Genomic DNA, 19,042 nt, shown 5'->3' with positions numbered 1-19,042 from the left:
CCGACGACCGAAACGGCGTTTCCGCCGACGTTCACGGGAACCGAGATCACCGGTGCGACCTGAGTGCCGCTCGCGATCCCGTCATCCCCCGAGGTTGTGGCCGGCACAGCTCCAAAACCCGATCCGGTCGCAGCCGACGAGTCCGCCGACGAGGAGTCCCCGACGACCGAAACGGCGTTTCCGCCGACGTTCACGGGAACCGAGATCACCGGTGCGACCTGAGTGCCGCTCGCGATCCCGTCATCCCCCGAGGTCGAGGCGGCCGGAGCGGCAGCAGCGGGAGTGACCGGCGCAGCAGCATCCGTCGTCGCACCGGACGACACCGAATCGCCGGCCACCGAGATGGCGTTGCCGGCGACTGTCACCGGCACCGACACGACACCGGTGACCTGAGTGCCGCTCGCGATCCCGTCATCCCCGGAGGTCGACGACGTCGACGGCGACGAGGAACCAACGGGCGCGGATGCCGTGGCGGGGGCAGATGACGCCACGGAATCCGCCGTCGATGAGTCGCCGATGAGGCTGACGGCGGTGCCGCCAACGCTCACCGGAACGGAAACCACCGAGTCGACGAGCGTGCCCGAAAGCAGCCCATCGTCTCCGGAGGTGTCAGCGGCATTCGCCGCCGTCGCGCCGAGAAGGGTGAGTCCCCCCGCGAATATGACGCCGTAGAGGCATCGTGCAACGTGTCTGTTCATGGTCGTGCTCCTTGAAATCTGATGACGGATGCTCCGCCCCGAGCGGGGAGGAGAGTTCGGTTGCCCGCGCGAAGGCAGGCCGAACCGTCGTCAGTCAGGAGTCGACGAAAGGTCCCGCACCCAGGCCGACGGCAGAGCGTCGTTCTCGGCGTGGGAAAGGAGCGCACCGGCGAGGAGTGCCGGCACTCCGACGGACGAGTTCCAGGCAGCAACCGCAGACCCTGCGGAGCCGGCTGATGCTGCTCCCGTGCTCGTTCCGGACGGGCTCGGCGGAACCGAGAACCCGTTGTCAGCCGGGCCGCGGGGCACTGGGTCCGGATGAGGCTGAGCAGAAGCGGCAGAGCTGCCGTCCGCCCGAACACTGGAGGTCGCCGCCCACGACGACATCATCGTATCGAGCGAGAAAACAGGAGCGATCGCGGCGGTGTCAGAACCGACGACGTCAGCGTCTGACGGGGCCGGATCGAGGATCCCGCCAGGAAGGCCGGGCAGGTCGGGCACCGCCGGGAGCTCGGAATCCGAACCGGTCTCACTGCCGACGTCGATCCCGCCGACGTCGATCAACACGTCGTCGACCACACCGGTGATCGGACCCGTGATATCGCCGACCGGAGAGTCGCCCAGGATGTCGGGCACAACAGGAAGGTCCTTCACCATCGGGACGCTCGAGGCGGTTTTCACCACCACCTCATCAACGACCTCTGCCACCGGGGTGACGATCGAGTTGACCGGCTTGGCGTCGACCACGGCGGAAACAGTGGATGTCACAGCGGGGAGCACCTTCGTGACCGGCGCAGGCGCGACATCCGCCACCGGTTCGACGACCGGCCGCACGACTTTGTTCACCACGCCCGTGCCCACAGCGTCGGAGACGACCCCACCGGCCGGAGAGCGCGAGTCGCGGCCCTCAGCGTGAGCGGATCCGGTGCCGACGACGAAGCTCAGAACGAGCCACACGAGGGCCAGTCCGAGGGATGCGAGCAGGAGGCGCAGGGCGGAGTGGATGTTGCGATGCGAAACGTCCATGACTCCACCCCCCTCAGAGTGTCCGTTCCCTCACCCTGCCACAGCGCTGAGGCAGAACAACACCCTTGTAAAAGTCGAGCCGCTCGCGTATCTTTGCGCGCTCGCAACGCCGCTGCCGCGATATCGCCTGTGCCCTCAGCCTCCGAGAAGAAGCAGGTCGACCGTGATGAAGAACCCGGCGGCGACGAGCTGGGCGGGGGTGATGAGATGCGACATTCCACCATCGTGCCCCACACCGTTCGCCGAACGCGATGTGCACCCCTCGTCCGGGTGACCTACCGTTGAAGGATGCCATCCCGTTTCCGGTCCCGCCGGGTCGCCCTCGTGCTCGCCGCCGCTCTGACGCTGACCGCGTGCACCGCCAGTGACCCCGGGCCGAAGCCGGCCCCGCCGGTGCGGACCTCCGACCCGGATGCCGCCCTCACGGTCGTCGGGGATGCCGGCGACTCCGCGGCATCCGTCGCCACGAGCAGGGAGCTGTTCGACACGTCGCCTCTCGTCGTTGTCGCCCCTGCCGGGGATGCCGTCGCGCAGGAACTCGCCGCGCGGACGGCGATCACGCTCGGCGTGCCACTCGTCGCCGCCGAGGATTCGAGCGAGTCGACGCCGTCACCGACAGCCACCCCCGAGGCGACCGCAACTCCGGGTGACAGCCTTGCAACCGAACTCGACCGCCTCGGGGCGGCCACCGTCCTCGCGATCGGCGCTGTCAGCGATCCCGGCCTGCCCGACGACGATGCCGGCAACGACAACGCCGATCTCACCATCGAACGCATCGACGCGACCGCCGATGCCGTGACCGAGGCAACCGGGATCGACCCCGGCGAACCGACTGCTGACGACCCCGCCGGATTCGCCGCCGGGCTCGCGGCTTTCGACCCGCCACGCCCCTCCCGGTCGAACACGGATGACACGGCGATCCCCCTGCCGAAGCCGGCGAAAGCTCTCGCCGACACCCTGGCGCTTGCGGTGGACGACCCGGCCGCTCTCTCCTCGATCGCCACCGCTCGAGCCGCCGCTGTTCCGGTGCACGTCGTCCCCGCCGGATCGGCGAACCCGCAGTCGCAGGCATCCGTCATCGACGCTCTCGCGGCATCGACGACGACGAAGACCATAGCGATCGGGGCGGCATTCGCCGCCGAACCCGCCCTCGAGTGGAAGGTACGCTCGGCCCGCACCGGTGTGCAACTGCCCGGCGGCGGCCAGCTCCTGTTCGCCCAGCACCAGTTCGTCGCGCTGTACGGGACCCCGAGCACGAGCGCCCTCGGAGTGCTCGGCGAGCAGGATGCCGCCGGTGCGGTGCAGCGCGCTCGAGACGTCGCGGCACCCTATGCGGCGTTGACCGACAAGACGGTTGTGCCCATGTTCGAGATCATCGCGACGGTCGCTGCCGGTGGGCCAGGACCAGACGGGAACTTCTCGAACGAGCTCTCGGCCGACGGCTTGCGCCCGTGGGTCGATGCGGCTGCGGCGGCCGGGCTCTACGTCGTGATCGACCTGCAGCCGGGGCGCACCGATTTTCTTACACAGGCGAAGCTCTACCAGTCGCTGCTCGAGCTGCCGAACGTCGGGCTCGCCCTCGACCCGGAGTGGCGGCTGGGCCCTGACCAGGTGCCGCTCACGCAGATCGGCTCCGTCAGCGCGACCGAGGTGAACAGCGTCACGACCTGGCTGGCCGACCTCACCAACGAGAAAGGGCTGCCACAGAAGATGCTCGTTCTGCACCAGTTCCGTCCGTCGATGATCAGCGACCGGGCATCCATCGATCTCAGTCGCCCCGAAGTCGCCGTGCTCATCCACGCAGACGGACAGGGCGGCCAGGGCGACAAGCAGGCGACATGGGCGAACCTGCACCGCGACGCTCCTGCCGGGCTGTTCTGGGGCTGGAAGAACTTCTACGACGAAGACGCGCCGATGCTCACACCCGAGCAGACGATGGGTGGGGTGTCACCCGCCCCCGACCTGGTGACCTACCAGTAGCACTCGGTTTCGCGAGCACACCTGACGCCCGCCGGGTTCAGTGCCATACGCTCGGAGCATGACCACAGTCGCTCAGCCGGTACGCATCGGAGTCCGTTTCGAACCCGACTGGCCGCCGGAACAACTCCCCGAGTTCGCCCGCTGGGCTGAGGACGTGGGCTTCGACGAACTCTGGTTCAGCGAGGACCTGCCCTGGGCGGGTGGCATCGCAATGGCTGCCACGACACTCGCCGTCACCACCCGAATCCATGTCGGGATCGGGCTGCTCCCCGCCGTCACCCGCAACGTCGCCACGACCGCCATGGAGATCGCCGCTCTGGCTCGCATCGCGCCCGGCCGGGTGTCGATCGCGCTCGGTCACGGCATCCCGAGCTGGATGGAACAGATCGGCGCAGACGTGCCCCGCCGTTTCGCCGCGCTTGAGGAGACCGCGCTCGCCCTCCGCGCGCTGCTCGCCGGCGACCGGGTCACCGTCGACGGTTCGCACGTGCGTCTCGACGGTGTGCAGCTGGGCTTTCCACCCGGCGAGGTTCCGCAGATCCTGCTCGGTACCACCGGCCCGACAGGGCTCCGCATCACCGGCCGCAGCTCCGACGGCGTCCTGCTTCCCGAGATCGCGACACCGGATGCCGTGCGCTGGGCCCGCGATGAAATGGTCGCGGCAGGCGGGACGGGCCGGACTCTCCTGCTGGCGATGACGAGCATCGGCGACGATCGTGACCGGGCGCTGGCCGAGGTGCGGTCCCGGGTGCAGCGACTCGTCGACTTCCGCGTGTTCGACCGGCTCACCGAGATCGCCGGGCTGGGCGTCGACGGAAGCGGGGAGCTGACCGACAGCATCCTGCAGTCGATCGCGATCGGCGGGACCCCCGACGACGCCGTCCGCGCGATCGCCGGCTGGACAGACGCCGGCGCCGACACCGTCATCGTGGTCGCCGGAGCAGACGACCCGCTCGCCAGCTACCAGCGCTTCGCGGCAGACGTGCTGCCTCGGCTGAAACACTGACCCGTCACTGAACCCGACAACCACTGATGACCGAGGAGAACCGATGAAGCCATCCGATGCTCTCGACGAGATCGCGTTCCTCCTCGAGCGCGATCTCGCCTCGCCGTACAAGACGAAGGCGTTCCGCGGGGCTCTCGCTGCGATCGCGCCGCTGAGTGATGACGACCTTTCTGCACGAGTGGCCGATGGTCGCCTCAAACGCACGAAGGGCATCGGCTCGACCACGTACACGGTGATCGAGCAGGCCGTCGACGGGACTGTTCCCGACTACCTCGCCGACCTCCGCGAACGGATCGGTGGCCCGGTGACGGATGCCGGCCAGTCGCTCCGCGCACAACTCCAGGGCGACCTGCACAGCCACAGTTCGTGGTCAGACGGTACGACCGACCTCGCGTCGATGGCGCGCACCGCCGAGCGGATCGGTCACGCGTACCTCGTGGCATCCGACCATTCGCCCTCGCTGAAGGTCGCGAACGGACTCAGCGCCGAGCGACTCGAGGAGCAACTCGCCGAGCTCGACGCGCTCAGCGGCACGCTCGACGGGCTCCGAATGCTGTCAGGCATCGAAGTCGACATCCTCCTCGACGGTGCGCTCGACCAGACCGAGGAGCTGCTCGACCGACTCGACATCGTGGTGGCGAGCGTGCACTCGAAACTGCGGATGGACTCCGCCGAAATGACCGAACGGATGCTGGCGGCCATACGGCATCCGCAGATGAACGTCCTTGGGCACTGCACCGGCCGGCTCGTGCAGGGCGGCCGCGGCACGCGACCCGAGTCGACGTTCGACGCCGAAGCGGTCTTCGCGGCCTGCGCCGAGAACGACGTCGCCGTCGAGATCAACTCGAGGCCTGAGCGTCAGGACCCGCCCGACAATTTGATCGCGATCGCCCTGGACGCCGGATGCCTGTTCAGCATCGACAGCGACGCCCACGCTCCCGGGCAACTCGGGTTGCTCGACCTCGGTGCCGCACGCGCCGAGGCGAACGGAGTGCCGACCGACCGCATCGTGACGACGTGGCCGCTCGACCGGCTGCTGGCCTGGGCGGCTTGAGCGGCCTGCGCGGCCTGCGCGGCCTGCGCGGCCTGCGCTCGCGAGAGCGCACTTGAGCACTCAAACGCGCCAGCACGGCGGGCTTTGGGTGCCGAACTGCGATCTGGGCAAAGCTGCGCCCGCTCAGAACGACATCAGTCGCAGCACCGCTCCCGTCGGGTCGGTGACCGACGCGATGCGGCCGTATTCGGTGTCCTCCGCGGCATCCTTCACCGTGGCACCGAGCTCGACTGCCTTGGCCACCGTCGCGTCGACGTCATCCGCACCGAAGTACACCGCCCAGCTGGCCGACTCGCTCTCGGCGAGTGTCGCGGCCGCGTCGTAGATCCCGGCATACGGCACCCCGTCACGCTCGAACGTCTTGTACCGGAAGTCGTCGCCGGTTCCCTCGTCCTTGAGGGTCCAGCCGAACGCATGCTCGTAAAACGTGACGGCCTTCTCGAAGTCGGAGGCGAGCAGCTCGCACCACACCGGCGCCCCGTGCTCCCGCTCGACCTGGAAGCCGGTGTGGTGGCCCGGCTGCCAATAACCGACGGATGCCCCAATGGAGTCCGCGGCGAACCCCATCACGCCCATCTCGGGCACGTTCATGGGCTCGAACATGTTGGTGCCGCCGGCTTCGGCGATGTCGGCGGCGGTCTGCGTGGCATCCGTCGTCAGGAGGTAGACCGACCAGCTGTCGGGATACGGCGCGCTCTCCTCCTTCTTCATGGCACCGGCGATGCGGCGGCCGGTGGAGCTGAAACTGACGTATCCGCCATAGAGCACGTCATCGCCGGTCTCGGCGTCCCACCCGAAGAGGTCGGTGTAGAACTGCTGCGAGCGGGTGGGGTCCGAGGTCGAGAGTTCGAGCCAGCAGGGTGCGCCGGGAACAGTGACCGTGATGTCAGGCATGGGTTTCCCTTCGTCGATCGTTGGGCGACAGGCTACGCCTCGCGCCGAAGACTCGGCTAGGGGCCTTTCGACCTGCGGCGCTCCGTGGGACGCCCGATTGCTCTCCCGGAGCCGCTCGCCGCTCGCCACTCGCCGCTCTTGATGGTCGCCGTGAGAAGCTGGGAGCATGCATTTCGACACCGCGAGCGCAGGCACCGCATGATGGGCGACAGCGCCGTGGAGTTCCTCCGCTCGGTCGGCGAGGGAACCCGGGTGGTCGTGCGACACCAGCTCGACGACGGTCAGGCGACGGATGCCCTCGGCTGGTTTCTCCGCTCGGACGACACGCACTGCGCGGTGGCGACGCGACGCGGGCTCGAGACCATCGGATTCGATCGAGTGATCGCGGCCAAAGAGGTTCCGCCTCCGCCTGAGCCCCGCAAGCGGGGACGCTCAGACATCTGACGGGCCGCGTGAGCCAGGACCGAGATCGCAATCACGCACCCAAAACACGCACTGCAGGCGGTTTTGGGTGCGAAACTGCGATTTCAGTGAACGGTCGGTCAGGTCGACACCTTCGCGAGAATCTCGTCGAGCTGCTCATAGCCCTCGGTGACGCCCTTCTCCATGCCGGCTTCCGCCATGGCGTCGCGCCCCTCGACGCTCGGGTAGACGCTGTGCCCGGTGACCCGGGTGCGCCCGTCGCCCAGGTCTTCGAGAGCAAGGTACTCGAGGCTCACAGCGCCGGGGAATCCTTCGAACTCGAAGGTCTGCACGATGCCATTCTCGAGCGAGGCCGAGTGCACGATTCCGTTGAACCAGTACTCCTGGTCGCCGTCGCGGTGCACATAGCGGTAACCGCCGCCTGCGACCAGGTCCCAGCGATCGATCTGCATCTCGTACCCGCGGGGTCCGAGCCAGTTCACAACGAGTTCCGGATCGGTGTGCGCTCGGTACACGGCCTCGATCGGTGCATCGAAGTCGCGGACGATCTCGATGAACGGCAGCCCTTCCGGGACCGTGATGGTGGTTGGATTCGTCATTTCTCTTCCTCTCTCTGGGGTGTTGGGGTGGTGACGTCTGTTGCCATACCGGCCAGAACGGCGTCCAGTCGGCGAAAGCTTGATTCGGTTGTCAGGCGGTAGGTGTCGATCCACGCGGTGAGTTCTTCGAGCGCCTCAGGGATGAGATACGACGGCCGTCGTTGAGCGTCGCGCGTCCGACCGATGAGTCCGGCCTGCTCGAGCACCTGGATGTGCTTCGACACCGCCTGCTTGCTGATCGCGAATGGCTCGGCGAGCTCGTTCACTGTCGCGGATCCGCGACTGAGCCTGGCCACGATCGCCCGGCGCACCGGGTCGGCGAGAGCGAGGAACGCGCGGTCGAGCCGTGAAGCGGCGTCCGATTCGGCACTCATAATCAACCCTCCCTTTGATCAATCAATTAGTTGTTAACGTACGACGGATGCCGCCGCCCGTCAAGCCCGTCCCGGCTTGTTTTCGGGACGTTGGACCCCTCCCCTCGAGGCGTTCCCGTCGCTACCCTGAGCGTGAGGGTCCGACCTCGAGCGTCCGTCAGAAAGTGGGCTCGGCATGACCATTCCTCCTCCGCCAGGTCCACCGCACGCGCCCGGACCAGCACAGCAGCCGCCTGACCCGTACCCGCCCAGCCCCTATCAGCCCGGGCAGCATGCGCCGCCGGGGCAATACCCGCCGGGCCAGCACCCGCCGGGTCCACCCCGACGAAAACTTCCCACCGGCGTCGTGATCCTGCTCGCCGTGGGCATCCCGTTGGTGATCCTTGCACTGATCGTCGCTGGGTCGATCGCCGCGGTGAATGCCTTTCGTGGAACAACCATCAGCGAGAGCGCCGATGCGGATGCCGGCTCGCTCGTGCGGGTTGACATGCCGAACGCTGCCATCGACGTGACCGTTGGCGCCGACGACGAGGTCAGCGTCACGCTGCGCGGCACCTACTCGGGCACGCGGCCGAATCTCGACGTGAGCACGACGGGCGAGGAGACCGAGATCAGCGGCGGATGCCCGGGCGGCTGGTTTCTCGTCAATAACTGCCGCGTGCGGGTGGAAGTCTCGGTTCCGGCCGATGTCGACGTCACCGTCAGCGGGCGGAACGGGGCAATCACCACCGAAGGCCTCAGCGGCGACCTCGACCTGTCGACCACCAACGGCGCGATCGAGGTGGACGAATCGCGCGGCATCCTGGAGCTCAGGACCACGAACGGGCGCATCGAACTCGACGACTCCCGCTCCGCTGAGGTGCAGGCTCGAACCACGAACGGCGCCGTCGATCTCGCGTTCTCCGATGCCCCCGACGACGTCTCGGCGAGCAGCACGAACGGGCAGATCCGGATCGAAGTTCCCGACGACGGCACCGAATACGCCATCGACGCAGACACGACAAACGGCAAGGTCGACACAGCGGATGTTCCGAGTGACGGTCGCGCTGACCGTGTCATCACCGCGAACACAACGAATGGCGCCGTGACGATCGAGACGTCGCGGTAGCAGGGTGCGCGGGTGACGCCTGCTGCACTTTTATGCCGATGCTGCAGTTGCAACTGCGGCATCGGCACACAAGTGCAGCACGCGTCCGTCGACTACGAATGAAAGTGCAGCACGGACACGGAAGTGCAGCACGGACAGCGCGCAACCCCGTTGTCGGAACTCGCATCCCCCGGTTATCTGGATCCTGAATACGAACGGAGCCACCATGACCGTGAAACTCAACCAACCCGCACTGCGGCAGGCCCGAAAGCTCGTGCGCGACGGCTCGGTCGTGCGCGACGACCGCGACGACTGGAGCGAGCACGCCCCGAGCGCCGACGAGGAGAACGCCTTTCTCGACAAGCACAGCTGGACGGATTTCGGCCACTGGCATCTCGGTGTCGATGACGAGCACCCCGCCGATACCAAGGGGCACTACAAGTTCCCGATCGGGGACTTCTCGAAGGTGCACCGCTGCGGCGTGATCTCAGCGGAGAGCAGGGCCGGGCAGAACGATTATGACGACATCCGGGATGCCCTCAAGAAGCTGCTCGACCTCATCGACTCGTAACCTGATAGCTCGCTGGGTCAGAGGAATCGTGCGCACCTGCCCGTTGTTGTTGGTGATAGCGCACAAAACCGCCTCCCCTGCAGTCCTGCGCCGAAGGAGATCATGAGCAAAGTATTCGAAGAGATCGAGTCCAACTCCGGCGAGATCACGAAGTACCGTCGCCACAGCAACGGTCGCGGATTCGTCGCCTCAACCGCAACAGTCGACCCGACGACCCATATCGAACCCACCGCATACGTCGAGCCTGGCGCGCAGATCGCCGGCCGCTGCTGGATCGGTGCGGGGAGCTGGATCGACCGCGACGTGACCCTCGCCGCCGGCGTGTTCGTGGGAGCGAACGTCCACATCGCTGAGGGCAGCACCGTCGGAGTCGGCTCCGAAATCGGCAGCCACTCCCGCATCGGCATCAACGCGAAGATCGGCGCCGGGGCGCACATCAGCCGCGACAGCACTGTGCCCGCCGGACGCGTGGTCCCAGGGTCCCGACGCAGCCCCGTGCCACTGCAGAGCGACATGACGCGCGCGGCCTGATCCGCGACTGAACGCGATCGAGACGGGCGGATGCTACACGGCATCCGCCCGTTCCTGCTTCCCCCGGCGAGCACCCCACCCCCTTGCTAGGGTCGAATCAGCTTGCGCATTCTGCGTGAGAACTGAGGGAGGCCACCGTGAGGACTCGAGACCGCCTGCGCCAGATCGTCGTCGTCATCAGCGCCGTGCTCGCTCTCGTCGGGTCGTTCATCGGCTCGGGTGCCGCAGGGGGAACACCGATCGCCGAGGCATCCGGTGGCGCTCTCTCGGCGGATGCCACACCGGTTGCACCAGACGGACCCGCCTTCGCGATCTGGTCGGTCATCTACGCCGGGCTGATCGCCTATGCGATCTGGCAGCTCCTGCCTGCTCAGAAGTCCGCCGACCGGCACCGCCGGCTCGGCCTGCCGATCACCCTGTCGCTGCTTCTCAATGCAGCCTGGATCCTCAGCGTGCAGTTCGATCTGCTGTGGGCGAGCGTTCCCATCATCGTGCTGCTTCTGATCGTGCTGGTCTGGGCGTTCCGCATCACCCTGATCTACCGCCCCGCCAACCTTCTCGATGGAATTCTCACCGACGGCACGATCAGTCTCTACCTCGGCTGGGTCACCATCGCGACAGTGGCGAACGTGGCCGCCGTCCTCGCCACGATCGACTTCACCGTGGCCGGGATCTCCCCCGACCTCTGGGGCGTCATCGTCCTGGCGGTCGCCGGCGCCATCGGTGTCGGGCTCGCCCTCTACGGTCGCGGCCGGCTCGCCCCGACCGCGTCGCTCTGCTGGGGAATCGCCTGGGTCGCTGTCGGGCGCCTCACCGGCGACCTCGTGTCTGTTCCGACCGCGATCACGGCCATCGCCGTCGTTGCCGTGATCGTCCTCGTCACCGTCGCAGCACGCATCCGTGCGCCCCACCCGCTCCCCGCTCCGTAGCGACCCGCTTCGTTGGGTCCGCTCGTAGCGACCCGCTCCGTTGGGTCCGCTCCGGACGGGCGGTGCCAACCTGCTGCATCCGTTCACCGCTTGCCGCTGCTCCAAATTCAGGAGATCCTCTGCGACACGCCGTACGAGAGCGCTCCCACACGGCGTGTCGACCACGATCTCCTGAATTTGTAGACGGGGTCGCCTAGATGTGCGGGGCGCCGAAACAGACTCAAGCCGGCCAGACGCCGATGATGATCGCCATGATCACGATCGTCACGAACTCGTGTGCGACGTTGAGCACCGTCAGCCCGGTCGGGCGGCCGTCGAACGCATCATGCGTGATGAAGCGCGCCGCCGTGAATCCAGCCCAGAGGATGATGCCCGTGAACAGGGCGTTGACGAAGAAACTGCCGCCGTAGAAATCCCAGGACAGGTAGGTGGCTCCGGCGAGCACCCACGCCGTCACGAAGCTCACAATGAGGGTGAGGACGATCGGTCGGATGGCATCCTTCGAGTTGCCAGACGGCGTGACCTTCGCGGCCTTCATCCAGTAGTTGCCGAAAACCTTCGGCGTGTACCAGATCGAGCCGACGATCATGCTCGACAGGGTGGCGAGAATCACCGCCCAGTAGTTGATTTCCGGGACCATGCTGTGCCCTTCCGCGTGACGGATGTTGCTGAAGTGTAGTACCGGGGCGGATGCCGCCGGTAGGGTCACGCGCCGCTCAGAAGACGATGATCTGCCGGAGTGCGTGCCCGTCTGCGAGCGCATCCATAGCGGCGTTCACCTCGTCGAGTCGGATCTCGGCAGACACCAGCTTCTCGACGGGAAGCCGACCGGCGCGCCAGAGGTCGGCGAAGATCGGGATGTCGCGTGCTGGAACTGCGGACCCGAGGTAGCTGCCGACGATAGTCCTCGCTTCGGCGACGAGCCCGAGTGGGGAGACCTCCGCACGCGCGGTCGGCGACGGAAGTCCGACCGTGATGGTGGTGCCACCCGGCGCGGTCAGGGCGACGGCGGTTTCGAACGCGCGCACGTTGCCTGCGGCCTCGATCACTGTGGCCGATTTCACTCCGAGCTCCGCGGCATCCGCCGGACTGTAGGCAGCGGACGCTCCGAGTTCGAGCGCCTGCCCGAGCTTGTCTGGGTTGGCGTCGACGCCGATCACCGTGGCGCCGACAGCGAGTGCGGTGAGGAGCGCGGCCATGCCGACGCCGCCGAGGCCGACGACGATGAGGGTGTCACCCGGCTGCGGTTTCGCGAGGTTGATCACGGCACCGCCGCCGGTGAGTACGGCGCAACCGAGCAGCGCGGCCACATCGGCGGGGATGTCGGCGTCGACGCGCACGATCGACCGGGCGTCGACGACGGCATGGGTTGCGAATCCGGAGACACCGAGGTGGTGCTGCACGGCAGATCCGTCGCGGGTCAGACGTCGCCCTCCCGAGAGCAGCGTCCCGGCATTGTTCGCCGCTGAACCGGGGCCGCAGGGAAGCACGCCGTCGGAGCGGCATCCGTCACAGTTGCCGCAGCGCGGCAGGAACGTCATGACCACCCGGTCGCCGAGCGCGAAGCCGACGTCACCGGCATCGCCGCTGTCGCCGATCTGCTCGATGATGCCGGATGCCTCGTGGCCGAGCAGCATCGGCACGGGCCTCGGTCGGTTGCCGTCGATCACCGACAGGTCGGAGTGGCAGAGGCCGGCACGCTCGATGCGCACGAGAACCTCACCGGGGCCGGGAGGGTCGAGTTCGAGTTCGGAGATCGACAGCGGGCGGGACTCGGCGTAGGGGCGTTCGCGCCCGATCTCTTCCAGCACTGCACCGGAGATTTTCATGCGTTGTGACCTCGTCGTCTGTCAGCGTCATTGACGGCTTGTGCCGCTGCAACCCGTCGATCTTCGCATGCCAGCAGTCCTCCCGAGGTTCACACCGCGCGCCGCGCGACCTGGATCGCCTCGACCACCCGAGCCCTCAACGCGTTGGAGCGGTCGGCGAACGCGCGCTGCTGGCGCACGTACTCGGCTTTGCCCTCCGGCGTCTCGATGGCGACCGGCTCAGCACCCCACGGCGCCATGTCGTACGGCGAGGCGCGCATGTCGAGCCAGCGGATGTCCCGAGCCAGCGCGAACGCGTCGAGCAGCACTTCGCCTGGGACGAGGGGCCCGAGCTTGATCGCCCACTTGTAGACGTCCATGCCGGCGTGCAGGCAGCCGGGCTGCTCGAGCTCAGCGACACCCTCACGGGTGGGTCGCAGGCGGTTGCGTGGGACGGCATCCGGGGTGAAGAACCGGAACGCGTCGAAGTGCGAGCAGCCGATGTGATGCGACTCGACGACCTCGTCGGTCGCGGCCTGGCCCAGGCGCAGCGGAACGGGATGCCGATGCTCACCCTGCCGATACACCATCGCCCATTCGTGGAGACCGAAGCATCCGAACTGGCTGACCCTGGCGGCGGTGCGGCTGAGCAGCTTCTCGATGAAGTCGACGGTGGAGCCCCGCGCTTCCAGGAGGGCTGCCGCGTCCACGGTGACGCCGGTGCCCTCGGTGCGATACCAACGCCAGGTCGCGCGGTCGAGTGACGCGGCATCCGTCAGTTCGAGGCCGGCTCCGGGGTGCCAGCGCCGCAGCAGGCCGGGCTTGAGAGGGTAGTAGGTGAAGAGGAAGTCCTCGATCGGATGCTTCTCGCCGCGCTGCACACGCACCCGCCAGTCGGCGGTGAGGTCGTCTGCGCGCTGACGGTGGGCGTCATCGCGCGCCTGCCACTCGGCGCGGGGTAGCGCCGTGGTCGGGTCGCGCGTGTCGCGGATCAAGGCAGGCATGCTTCCACGGTAGCCGCCGTGGGAGCACGGTGCGCAACATCGCAGACCCGGGCCGGATCCGACTCATGCCTGCCGCGTTGCCGCCCCGCACGCGTTTTCTCCGAACGCTGCGAACCGAGAGACCGTTCGGGCGACCGCGGCAATAACGCGCGACAGGCAACATATGACGAAGCAGGCGCACTTTTGACCGGCCAGTGTGATAGAAATGTACGATGGTCGACATAAGTCCTACCGCCCTCGGATCGTCGGCGACGAGCGACATTTTCCAGATCCTGCGCGATGGCCGGCCACGCACCCGCACCGAACTCGCCACACTCACCGGACTGGCTCGCTCCACGGTGGGCCTGCGTATCGATTCCCTGCTGCAACTCGGCCTGATCGGTCCGGCCGAAACGGCGCCGTCGACCGGCGGGCGCCCCTCGTCACAGTTCGCGCTGACCGGCGGCAACAAGGTCGTGCTCGCCGTCGACATCGGTGCGACCCACGTGCGCATCGCCGTCAGCGACCTCGTCGGCCGCCCGCTCAGCGAGGACGCCGCCACCATCGCGGTCACCGAAGGACCTGAAGCGGTTCTCGACTGGGTCATCACCGCAGGGGACGACCTCGTGCAGCGCGCCGGGCGCACCCTCGAGGACCTGCTCGCAATCGGCGTCGGCCTGCCCGGACCGGTCGAGCACTCGAGCGGCCGGCCGATCAACCCGCCGATCATGCCCGGCTGGGACAACTTCGACGTCCCCGCCTGGCTCGGCGCCCACTTCTCCGTGCCAGTGCTCGTCGACAACGACGTGAACATCATGGCGCTGGGCGAACGTGAGGTCGCGTGGCCAGAGATCGACCACCTCATCTTCGTGAAGGTCGCCACCGGCATCGGAGCCGGGGTCATCTCCCGAGGGATGCTCCAGCGCGGCGCCCAGGGAGTGGCCGGCGACATCGGGCACGTGCGGGTCTCACGCAGCAGCGAGACCGTCTGTCACTGCGGCAACCTGGGGTGCCTCGAAGCGGTCGCATCCGGGCCCGCCCTCGCGGCGATCCTCTCCGAGCAGGGACTGGCGGCAGAATCCAGCCAGGACGTCATCGAACTCGTGCGGTCGGGCAATCAGAAGGCGATCCAGGCGGTGCGGCAGGCGGGGCGTGACCTGGGCGAGATCCTCAACGCGGCGATCAGCCTCATCAATCCGTCGGTCATCGTCGTCGGCGGCGCAATGGCTCAGGCCGGCGAGCATCTCATCGCCGGAGTGCGCGAGGTCGTCTACGCGCGGTCGATGCCGCTCGCCACACAGCATCTGCAGATCACCCAGTCGAGTGTCGGGGCGAATGCGGCAGTGCTCGGGGCGAGCATCCTCGCCATCCACCACGTGCTCTCCCCTGAGAGCGTCGAAGCGATGGTGGTCGACCTGGCGGATGCCGCCGCGCGCTGACCCGCAGACTCGTCCGCGCTCCGCTCGCGAGTTCTCGGCCGCGGCCGCACACGCGAAAGGTCCCGAAAAGCTTCCCACCAGAACGGTGAACAGCCCTCCGGGACCGATCAGATTCCCCCCGGAATCCCGACACGCCCGATCGGAGCGTTACTGCTTTGTGCTGAACGCGGCGTCGAAAGCGGCATCCGGCGCGGGGAAGGCGAACTTCCGCACGAACGCGAGCGCTTCCGGCGCCCCGACGAGGCGGTCCATGCCGGCGTCTTCCCACTCCACAGACAGCGGGCCGTCGTAGCCGATCGCGTTCATCATGCGGAACGCGTCTTCCCACGGCACATCGCCGTGCCCTGTGGAGATGAAGTCCCAGCCACGACGCGGGTCCGCCCACGGCAGGTGCGACGACAACCGACCGTTGCGTCCGTTGCCCAGGCGCTTCTTCGTGTCCTTGCAGTGCACGTGGTAGATCCGGTCCTTGAAGTCCCAGAGGAACCCGACCGGGTCGATGTCCTGCCACACCATGTGCGACGGGTCCCAGTTGAGACCGAACGCCTCCCGGTGCCCGATCGCCTCGAGCGTGCGCACCGTCGTCCAGTAGTCGTATGCGATCTCGGACGGGTGCACCTCGTGCGCGAACCGCACCCCCACTTCGTCGAACACGTCGAGGATCGGGTTCCAGCGGTCGGCGAAGTCCTGGTACCCGGCATCCACCATGGCCTCAGAGGCCGGCGGGAACATCGCCACGTACTTCCAGATCGACGACCCGGTGAACCCGGTCACGGTCTTCACGCCGAGCTTCGCGGCCAGGCGCGCCGTGTTCTTCAGCTCTTCCGCCGCACGCTGCCGCACACCTTCGGGATCGCCGTCACCCCAGACCACATCGGGAAGGATGTCGCGGTGCCGCTGATCGATCGGGTCGTCGCACACGGCCTGACCCTTGAGGTGATTCGAGATCGTGTAGACCTTGAGGTTGTACTTCTCCAGAAGCGCAAGCTTGCCGGCGACGTACTCCTCGTCGTCCCAGCGCCACGGGTCGAGGTGGTCGCCCCAGCAGGCGATCTCGAGCCCGTCGTAGCCCCACTCCGAGGCGAGACGCGCGACTTCTTCGAACGGCAGGTCGGCCCACTGGCCGGTGAACAACGTGACTGGACGGGTCATGACTTACTCCTTGGTCGATATCGATCGTAGAAACGGATGCCGCGGCTCAGCGAGTACCGGAGGTTGCGGTCCACGCGCTCCCCGCCTCGGCGCTGCGCTCGACCGCGTCGAGCACCTGTTGCACCTGCAGGCCGTCGGCGAACGACGGCGTCGGCTGGCTGCCCTCGACAACCCCGACGACGAAGTCGCGGGCCTGGTGACTGAAACCGTGCTCGTAGCCGAGCATGTGGCCAGTCGGCCACCACGCCGACATGTAGGGGTGCTCGGGTTCGGTGACGAGGATCCGTGTGAAACCCTGACGATCCGCCGGTGCGGTTGCATCGTAGAAGCCGAGCTCGTTGAGGTTCTCGAGGTCGAAGGAGATCGCTCCCGTCGAGCCGGCGACCTCGATGCGCAGGGCGTTCTTGCGGCCCGTCGCCATACGGGTCGCCTCGAACGAGCCGATGGCTCCCCCGTCGAACCGACCGGTGAACAGTGCAAGGTCGTCGACGGTGACGTCACCCATCTCGTCGGATGCCGTCCCTGACAGCCCCGAGACCTCCGCGATCTTCGGGCGCTGCTTGACGAAGGTCTCCATCATGCCGCTGACGCTCGTGAGGCGCTGGCCGGTGATGAACTGGGCCAGGTCGATGGCGTGCGCTCCGATGTCGCCCAGCGCGCCCGAGCCGGCGAGGTGCTTCTGCAGCCGCCAGGCCAGCGGAACCTCCGGGTCGACGAGCCAGTCCTGCAGGTACATGGCGCGAACCTGGCGGATGTCGCCGATCGCGCCCGAGGCGACGAGGTCGCGAGCGAAGGTGGCCGCAGGAACACGACGGTAGGTGAAGCCGACCATCGCGTAGACGCCGTTCGCAGCCGCCTTCTCCGCGGCATCCGCCATCGCACGGGCTTCATCGACGGTGTTCGCCAGCGGCTTCTCGCAGAGCACGTGCTTGCCAGCCTCGAGGGCGGCGATCGCGATCTCGACGTGGGAGTCACCGGGAGTGACGATGTCGATCACGTCGATGTCGTCGCGCGCGATGGCATCCCGCCAGTCCGTCGCCGTCTCGGCCCAGCCGAACTTCTCGGCAGCGGCTGCCGTGGCTTCGGCGTTGCGGCCGACCAGCAGCGTCATCTCGGGAGTCGCCGGCAGATCGAAGAATCGGGGTGCGACCCTCCATCCCTGCGAGTGCGCTGCACCCATGAAGCCGTAGCCGATCATGGCGATGCGAAGTGGTGTGGGGGTCACAGTTCCTTCTTTCTGGCAGTCCGCCGCGAGCGCAGCGGTGCAATGGAAAGGCGGGGGCGCCCGAGGGCGCCCCCGCCCGGATCGCCTACGACTCGAAAGCCGTTGGCAGGTACTTGTCGACGTTCTCCGCTGTCACGACGGGGGCGTTGAGGACGATGCGGTTCGGAACCTCGATCTCGACCAGGTCGCTCAGCGCCTTGTCCTGGGCCACGAGGCGGGCGAGACGGATGCCATCAGCGGCCTGCGTCGACGGGTAGATGACCGTCGCCTTCAACACGCTGTCGCCGCTCTTGATCAGGTCCATGGCGTTCTTCGATCCGGCGCCACCGACCATGATGAACTCGTCGCGGCCTGCGGCGTCGATCGCCGCGAGGACGCCGATGCCCTGGTCGTCGTCGTGGTTCCACAGCGCGTCGATCTGCGGCGCTGCCGAGAGGAGCTGCGATGTCGCTGCTTCTCCGCCCTGCACGGTGAAGTCAGCGGCGACGCGGTTCGAGACCTCGAGTCCGCAGTCTTCGAGCGCGTCGGCGAAGCCCTGGCTGCGGTCCTGGGTCAGCGGAAGCGAGTCGATTCCGGCGATCTCGGCCACGACGGCATCCGGGTTGTCACCGACCTCTTCGCAGATGTAGGTGCCGGCTGAGACGCCCATGCCGTAGTTGTCACCGAGGATGGTGACGCGCGAGGCGAAGGTGCTCGAGAACTCGCGGTCGACGTTGATCACCGGAATCCCGGCTTCCATGGCCTGGATGGCGACCTCGGTGAGTGCGGCACCGTCTGTGGGGAGCAGCACGATGGCGTCGACGCCGTCGTTGATGAAGCCCTCGACCTGGCTGATCTGCAGGTTGGCGTCGTTGGTTCCCTCAGCGACCTTGAGGTCGATGTCCGGGTACTTCTCCGCTTCGGCGAGCGCGCCGGCGTTGATGGCGCCGAGCCAGCCGTGGTCGGCTGCTGGACCAGAGAAGCCGATGGTGATGGTGTCACCCTCCGCCTCGTTGTCTTCGACGGATCCTCCGCCGGGTTCCGCACCCGTGTTCGTTCCCGTGTCACCGGGCGTACAGCCGGTCAGCACGAGAGCGGCGGCCAGAGTGGCGCCTGCAGCAACGAGCATCCGTTGCCGCTTGTTCAGTGAAAGCATGTGGTTCCTCCGTTGTGTGTCGTTCGCAAGGGTGCCAACGAGGAGGGAGCTGCGGCCCCTGGTGCTCATGAACGGGGTGCTGATGTCGACGTTGACGTGTGCCACCTTAGCAGAAGTGATAACAAAAT

The 19,042-nt window shown here is 67.3% G+C and carries 19 protein-coding genes and 1 pseudogene; 9 read left to right on the top strand and 11 right to left on the bottom strand.

The annotated features are described in order from the left end of the window. Both IWX78_RS03680 and IWX78_RS03675 read right to left on the bottom strand, forming a co-directional pair. A pseudogene (locus IWX78_RS03680) lies at positions 1-698 on the bottom strand (cell wall anchor protein); the annotation flags it as partial. 90 nt (positions 699-788) lie between these two features. Beyond that, positions 789-1,724 (bottom strand): hypothetical protein, encoded by a 936-nt coding sequence (locus tag IWX78_RS03675; RefSeq protein WP_196832051.1) that lies wholly within the window; start codon positions 1,722-1,724, stop codon positions 789-791. 288 nt (positions 1,725-2,012) lie between these two features. Here IWX78_RS03675 and IWX78_RS03670 point away from each other — a divergent pair, with 288 nt between their 5' ends. The 3 genes from IWX78_RS03670 to IWX78_RS03660 are packed head-to-tail and all read left to right on the top strand — an operon-like array spanning position 2,013 to position 5,764. After that, a complete protein-coding gene (locus IWX78_RS03670; RefSeq protein ID WP_196832050.1) occupies positions 2,013-3,704 on the top strand; it encodes a hypothetical protein in 1,692 nt (563 codons plus the stop codon). A 58-nt stretch (positions 3,705-3,762) separates the two neighbouring features. Beyond that, positions 3,763-4,710, top strand: coding sequence for an LLM class flavin-dependent oxidoreductase (locus IWX78_RS03665; RefSeq protein ID WP_196832049.1), 948 nt, complete (start codon positions 3,763-3,765; stop codon positions 4,708-4,710). Positions 4,711-4,753: 43 nt separating this feature from the next. After that, positions 4,754-5,764: a PHP domain-containing protein gene (locus tag IWX78_RS03660; RefSeq protein ID WP_196832048.1), complete on the top strand. Its 1,011-nt coding sequence runs from the start codon at positions 4,754-4,756 to the stop codon at positions 5,762-5,764. Positions 5,765-5,887: 123 nt separating this feature from the next. Here IWX78_RS03660 and IWX78_RS03655 read toward each other — a convergent pair whose 3' ends face one another. Beyond that, positions 5,888-6,658, bottom strand: coding sequence for a VOC family protein (locus tag IWX78_RS03655; protein ID WP_196832047.1), 771 nt, complete (start codon positions 6,656-6,658; stop codon positions 5,888-5,890). 198 nt (positions 6,659-6,856) lie between these two features. On the opposite strand from IWX78_RS03655, the gene IWX78_RS03650 reads away from it, so the two are divergent. After that, positions 6,857-7,102, top strand: a complete 246-nt coding sequence (locus tag IWX78_RS03650; protein ID WP_334684532.1) for a hypothetical protein — start codon at positions 6,857-6,859, stop codon at positions 7,100-7,102. 98 nt (positions 7,103-7,200) lie between these two features. Here the strand turns inward: IWX78_RS03650 and IWX78_RS03645 are convergent, their stop codons facing one another. Together IWX78_RS03645 and IWX78_RS03640 are read right to left on the bottom strand one after the other, a co-directional pair. Then, positions 7,201-7,680: an SRPBCC family protein gene (locus tag IWX78_RS03645; RefSeq protein ID WP_196832046.1), complete on the bottom strand. Its 480-nt coding sequence runs from the start codon at positions 7,678-7,680 to the stop codon at positions 7,201-7,203. Continuing rightward, positions 7,677-8,054: an ArsR/SmtB family transcription factor gene (locus IWX78_RS03640; protein WP_196832045.1), complete on the bottom strand. Its 378-nt coding sequence runs from the start codon at positions 8,052-8,054 to the stop codon at positions 7,677-7,679. The genes IWX78_RS03645 and IWX78_RS03640 overlap by 4 nt, the downstream gene beginning before the upstream one ends. Positions 8,055-8,415: 361 nt before the next feature. On the opposite strand from IWX78_RS03640, the gene IWX78_RS03635 reads away from it, so the two are divergent. From IWX78_RS03635 to IWX78_RS03620, 4 genes are all read left to right on the top strand, one after another. Beyond that, entirely contained in the window at positions 8,416-9,162 is a 747-nt protein-coding gene (locus tag IWX78_RS03635; protein WP_196832044.1) for a DUF4097 family beta strand repeat-containing protein, read from the top strand. 205 nt (positions 9,163-9,367) lie between these two features. Continuing rightward, positions 9,368-9,712: a hypothetical protein gene (locus IWX78_RS03630; protein ID WP_196832043.1), complete on the top strand. Its 345-nt coding sequence runs from the start codon at positions 9,368-9,370 to the stop codon at positions 9,710-9,712. A gap of 102 nt (positions 9,713-9,814) precedes the next feature. Continuing rightward, positions 9,815-10,243 carry a hypothetical protein gene (locus IWX78_RS03625; RefSeq protein WP_196832042.1) on the top strand — a complete coding sequence of 143 codons (429 nt, stop codon included), beginning with the start codon at positions 9,815-9,817 and terminating at the stop codon, positions 10,241-10,243. 137 nt (positions 10,244-10,380) lie between these two features. After that, positions 10,381-11,172, top strand: coding sequence for a tryptophan-rich sensory protein (locus IWX78_RS03620; RefSeq protein ID WP_196832041.1), 792 nt, complete (start codon positions 10,381-10,383; stop codon positions 11,170-11,172). 220 nt (positions 11,173-11,392) lie between these two features. Here IWX78_RS03620 and IWX78_RS03615 read toward each other — a convergent pair whose 3' ends face one another. The 3 genes from IWX78_RS03615 to IWX78_RS03605 all read right to left on the bottom strand — a co-directional run bounded on the left by IWX78_RS03615 (position 11,393) and on the right by IWX78_RS03605 (position 13,984). Next, on the bottom strand, positions 11,393-11,812 hold the full coding sequence (locus IWX78_RS03615) for a DUF1761 domain-containing protein (RefSeq protein ID WP_196832039.1): 420 nt from the start codon (positions 11,810-11,812) through the stop codon (positions 11,393-11,395). Between the two features lie 76 nt (positions 11,813-11,888). Further along, positions 11,889-13,001, bottom strand: a complete 1,113-nt coding sequence (locus IWX78_RS03610) for an alcohol dehydrogenase catalytic domain-containing protein (protein WP_196832037.1) — start codon at positions 12,999-13,001, stop codon at positions 11,889-11,891. 89 nt (positions 13,002-13,090) lie between these two features. Next, positions 13,091-13,984, bottom strand: a complete 894-nt coding sequence (locus IWX78_RS03605) for a 3-methyladenine DNA glycosylase (RefSeq protein WP_196832035.1) — start codon at positions 13,982-13,984, stop codon at positions 13,091-13,093. 212 nt (positions 13,985-14,196) lie between these two features. Between IWX78_RS03605 and IWX78_RS03600 the strand changes: the two genes are divergently transcribed. Then, positions 14,197-15,402, top strand: a complete 1,206-nt coding sequence (locus IWX78_RS03600) for an ROK family transcriptional regulator (protein ID WP_196832033.1) — start codon at positions 14,197-14,199, stop codon at positions 15,400-15,402. 147 nt (positions 15,403-15,549) lie between these two features. Here IWX78_RS03600 and IWX78_RS03595 read toward each other — a convergent pair whose 3' ends face one another. The 3 genes from IWX78_RS03595 to IWX78_RS03585 all read right to left on the bottom strand — a co-directional run bounded on the left by IWX78_RS03595 (position 15,550) and on the right by IWX78_RS03585 (position 18,914). Beyond that, positions 15,550-16,554: a sugar phosphate isomerase/epimerase family protein gene (locus IWX78_RS03595; protein WP_196832031.1), complete on the bottom strand. Its 1,005-nt coding sequence runs from the start codon at positions 16,552-16,554 to the stop codon at positions 15,550-15,552. A gap of 46 nt (positions 16,555-16,600) precedes the next feature. After that, the gene (locus IWX78_RS03590) at positions 16,601-17,752 is read right to left on the bottom strand and encodes a Gfo/Idh/MocA family protein (RefSeq protein WP_196832120.1); all 1,152 of its coding nucleotides are present in this window, start codon (positions 17,750-17,752) and stop codon (positions 16,601-16,603) included. Positions 17,753-17,864: 112 nt separating this feature from the next. After that, positions 17,865-18,914 (bottom strand): substrate-binding domain-containing protein, encoded by a 1,050-nt coding sequence (locus IWX78_RS03585; RefSeq protein WP_196832030.1) that lies wholly within the window; start codon positions 18,912-18,914, stop codon positions 17,865-17,867. Between the last annotated feature and the right edge of the window lie 128 nt (positions 18,915-19,042).

The sequence above is a fragment of the Mycetocola sp. CAN_C7 genome, from assembly GCF_015752285.1.
Taxonomy (GTDB): Bacteria; Actinomycetota; Actinomycetes; order Actinomycetales; family Microbacteriaceae; genus Mycetocola_A.
The sequence above is the reverse complement of the archived record's forward strand: the minus strand, read 5'-3'. Positions and strand labels throughout refer to the sequence as shown.

What these genes read in the sequence shown, in the direction of transcription:
- IWX78_RS03675 (WP_196832051.1), bottom strand. Translation starts at nt 1,724, where the DNA reads ATGGACGTTTCGCATCGCAACATCCACTCCGCCCTGCGCCTCCTGCTC.
- IWX78_RS03670 (WP_196832050.1), top strand. Translation starts at nt 2,013, where the DNA reads ATGCCATCCCGTTTCCGGTCCCGCCGGGTCGCCCTCGTGCTCGCCGCC.
- IWX78_RS03665 (WP_196832049.1), top strand. Translation starts at nt 3,763, where the DNA reads ATGACCACAGTCGCTCAGCCGGTACGCATCGGAGTCCGTTTCGAACCC.
- IWX78_RS03660 (WP_196832048.1), top strand. Translation starts at nt 4,754, where the DNA reads ATGAAGCCATCCGATGCTCTCGACGAGATCGCGTTCCTCCTCGAGCGC.
- IWX78_RS03655 (WP_196832047.1), bottom strand. Translation starts at nt 6,658, where the DNA reads ATGCCTGACATCACGGTCACTGTTCCCGGCGCACCCTGCTGGCTCGAA.
- IWX78_RS03650 (WP_334684532.1), top strand. Translation starts at nt 6,857, where the DNA reads ATGATGGGCGACAGCGCCGTGGAGTTCCTCCGCTCGGTCGGCGAGGGA.
- IWX78_RS03645 (WP_196832046.1), bottom strand. Translation starts at nt 7,680, where the DNA reads ATGACGAATCCAACCACCATCACGGTCCCGGAAGGGCTGCCGTTCATC.
- IWX78_RS03640 (WP_196832045.1), bottom strand. Translation starts at nt 8,054, where the DNA reads ATGAGTGCCGAATCGGACGCCGCTTCACGGCTCGACCGCGCGTTCCTC.
- IWX78_RS03630 (WP_196832043.1), top strand. Translation starts at nt 9,368, where the DNA reads ATGACCGTGAAACTCAACCAACCCGCACTGCGGCAGGCCCGAAAGCTC.
- IWX78_RS03625 (WP_196832042.1), top strand. Translation starts at nt 9,815, where the DNA reads ATGAGCAAAGTATTCGAAGAGATCGAGTCCAACTCCGGCGAGATCACG.
- IWX78_RS03615 (WP_196832039.1), bottom strand. Translation starts at nt 11,812, where the DNA reads ATGGTCCCGGAAATCAACTACTGGGCGGTGATTCTCGCCACCCTGTCG.
- IWX78_RS03610 (WP_196832037.1), bottom strand. Translation starts at nt 13,001, where the DNA reads ATGAAAATCTCCGGTGCAGTGCTGGAAGAGATCGGGCGCGAACGCCCC.
- IWX78_RS03605 (WP_196832035.1), bottom strand. Translation starts at nt 13,984, where the DNA reads ATGCCTGCCTTGATCCGCGACACGCGCGACCCGACCACGGCGCTACCC.
- IWX78_RS03600 (WP_196832033.1), top strand. Translation starts at nt 14,197, where the DNA reads ATGGTCGACATAAGTCCTACCGCCCTCGGATCGTCGGCGACGAGCGAC.
- IWX78_RS03595 (WP_196832031.1), bottom strand. Translation starts at nt 16,554, where the DNA reads ATGACCCGTCCAGTCACGTTGTTCACCGGCCAGTGGGCCGACCTGCCG.
- IWX78_RS03590 (WP_196832120.1), bottom strand. Translation starts at nt 17,752, where the DNA reads ATGATCGGCTACGGCTTCATGGGTGCAGCGCACTCGCAGGGATGGAGG.
- IWX78_RS03585 (WP_196832030.1), bottom strand. Translation starts at nt 18,914, where the DNA reads ATGCTTTCACTGAACAAGCGGCAACGGATGCTCGTTGCTGCAGGCGCC.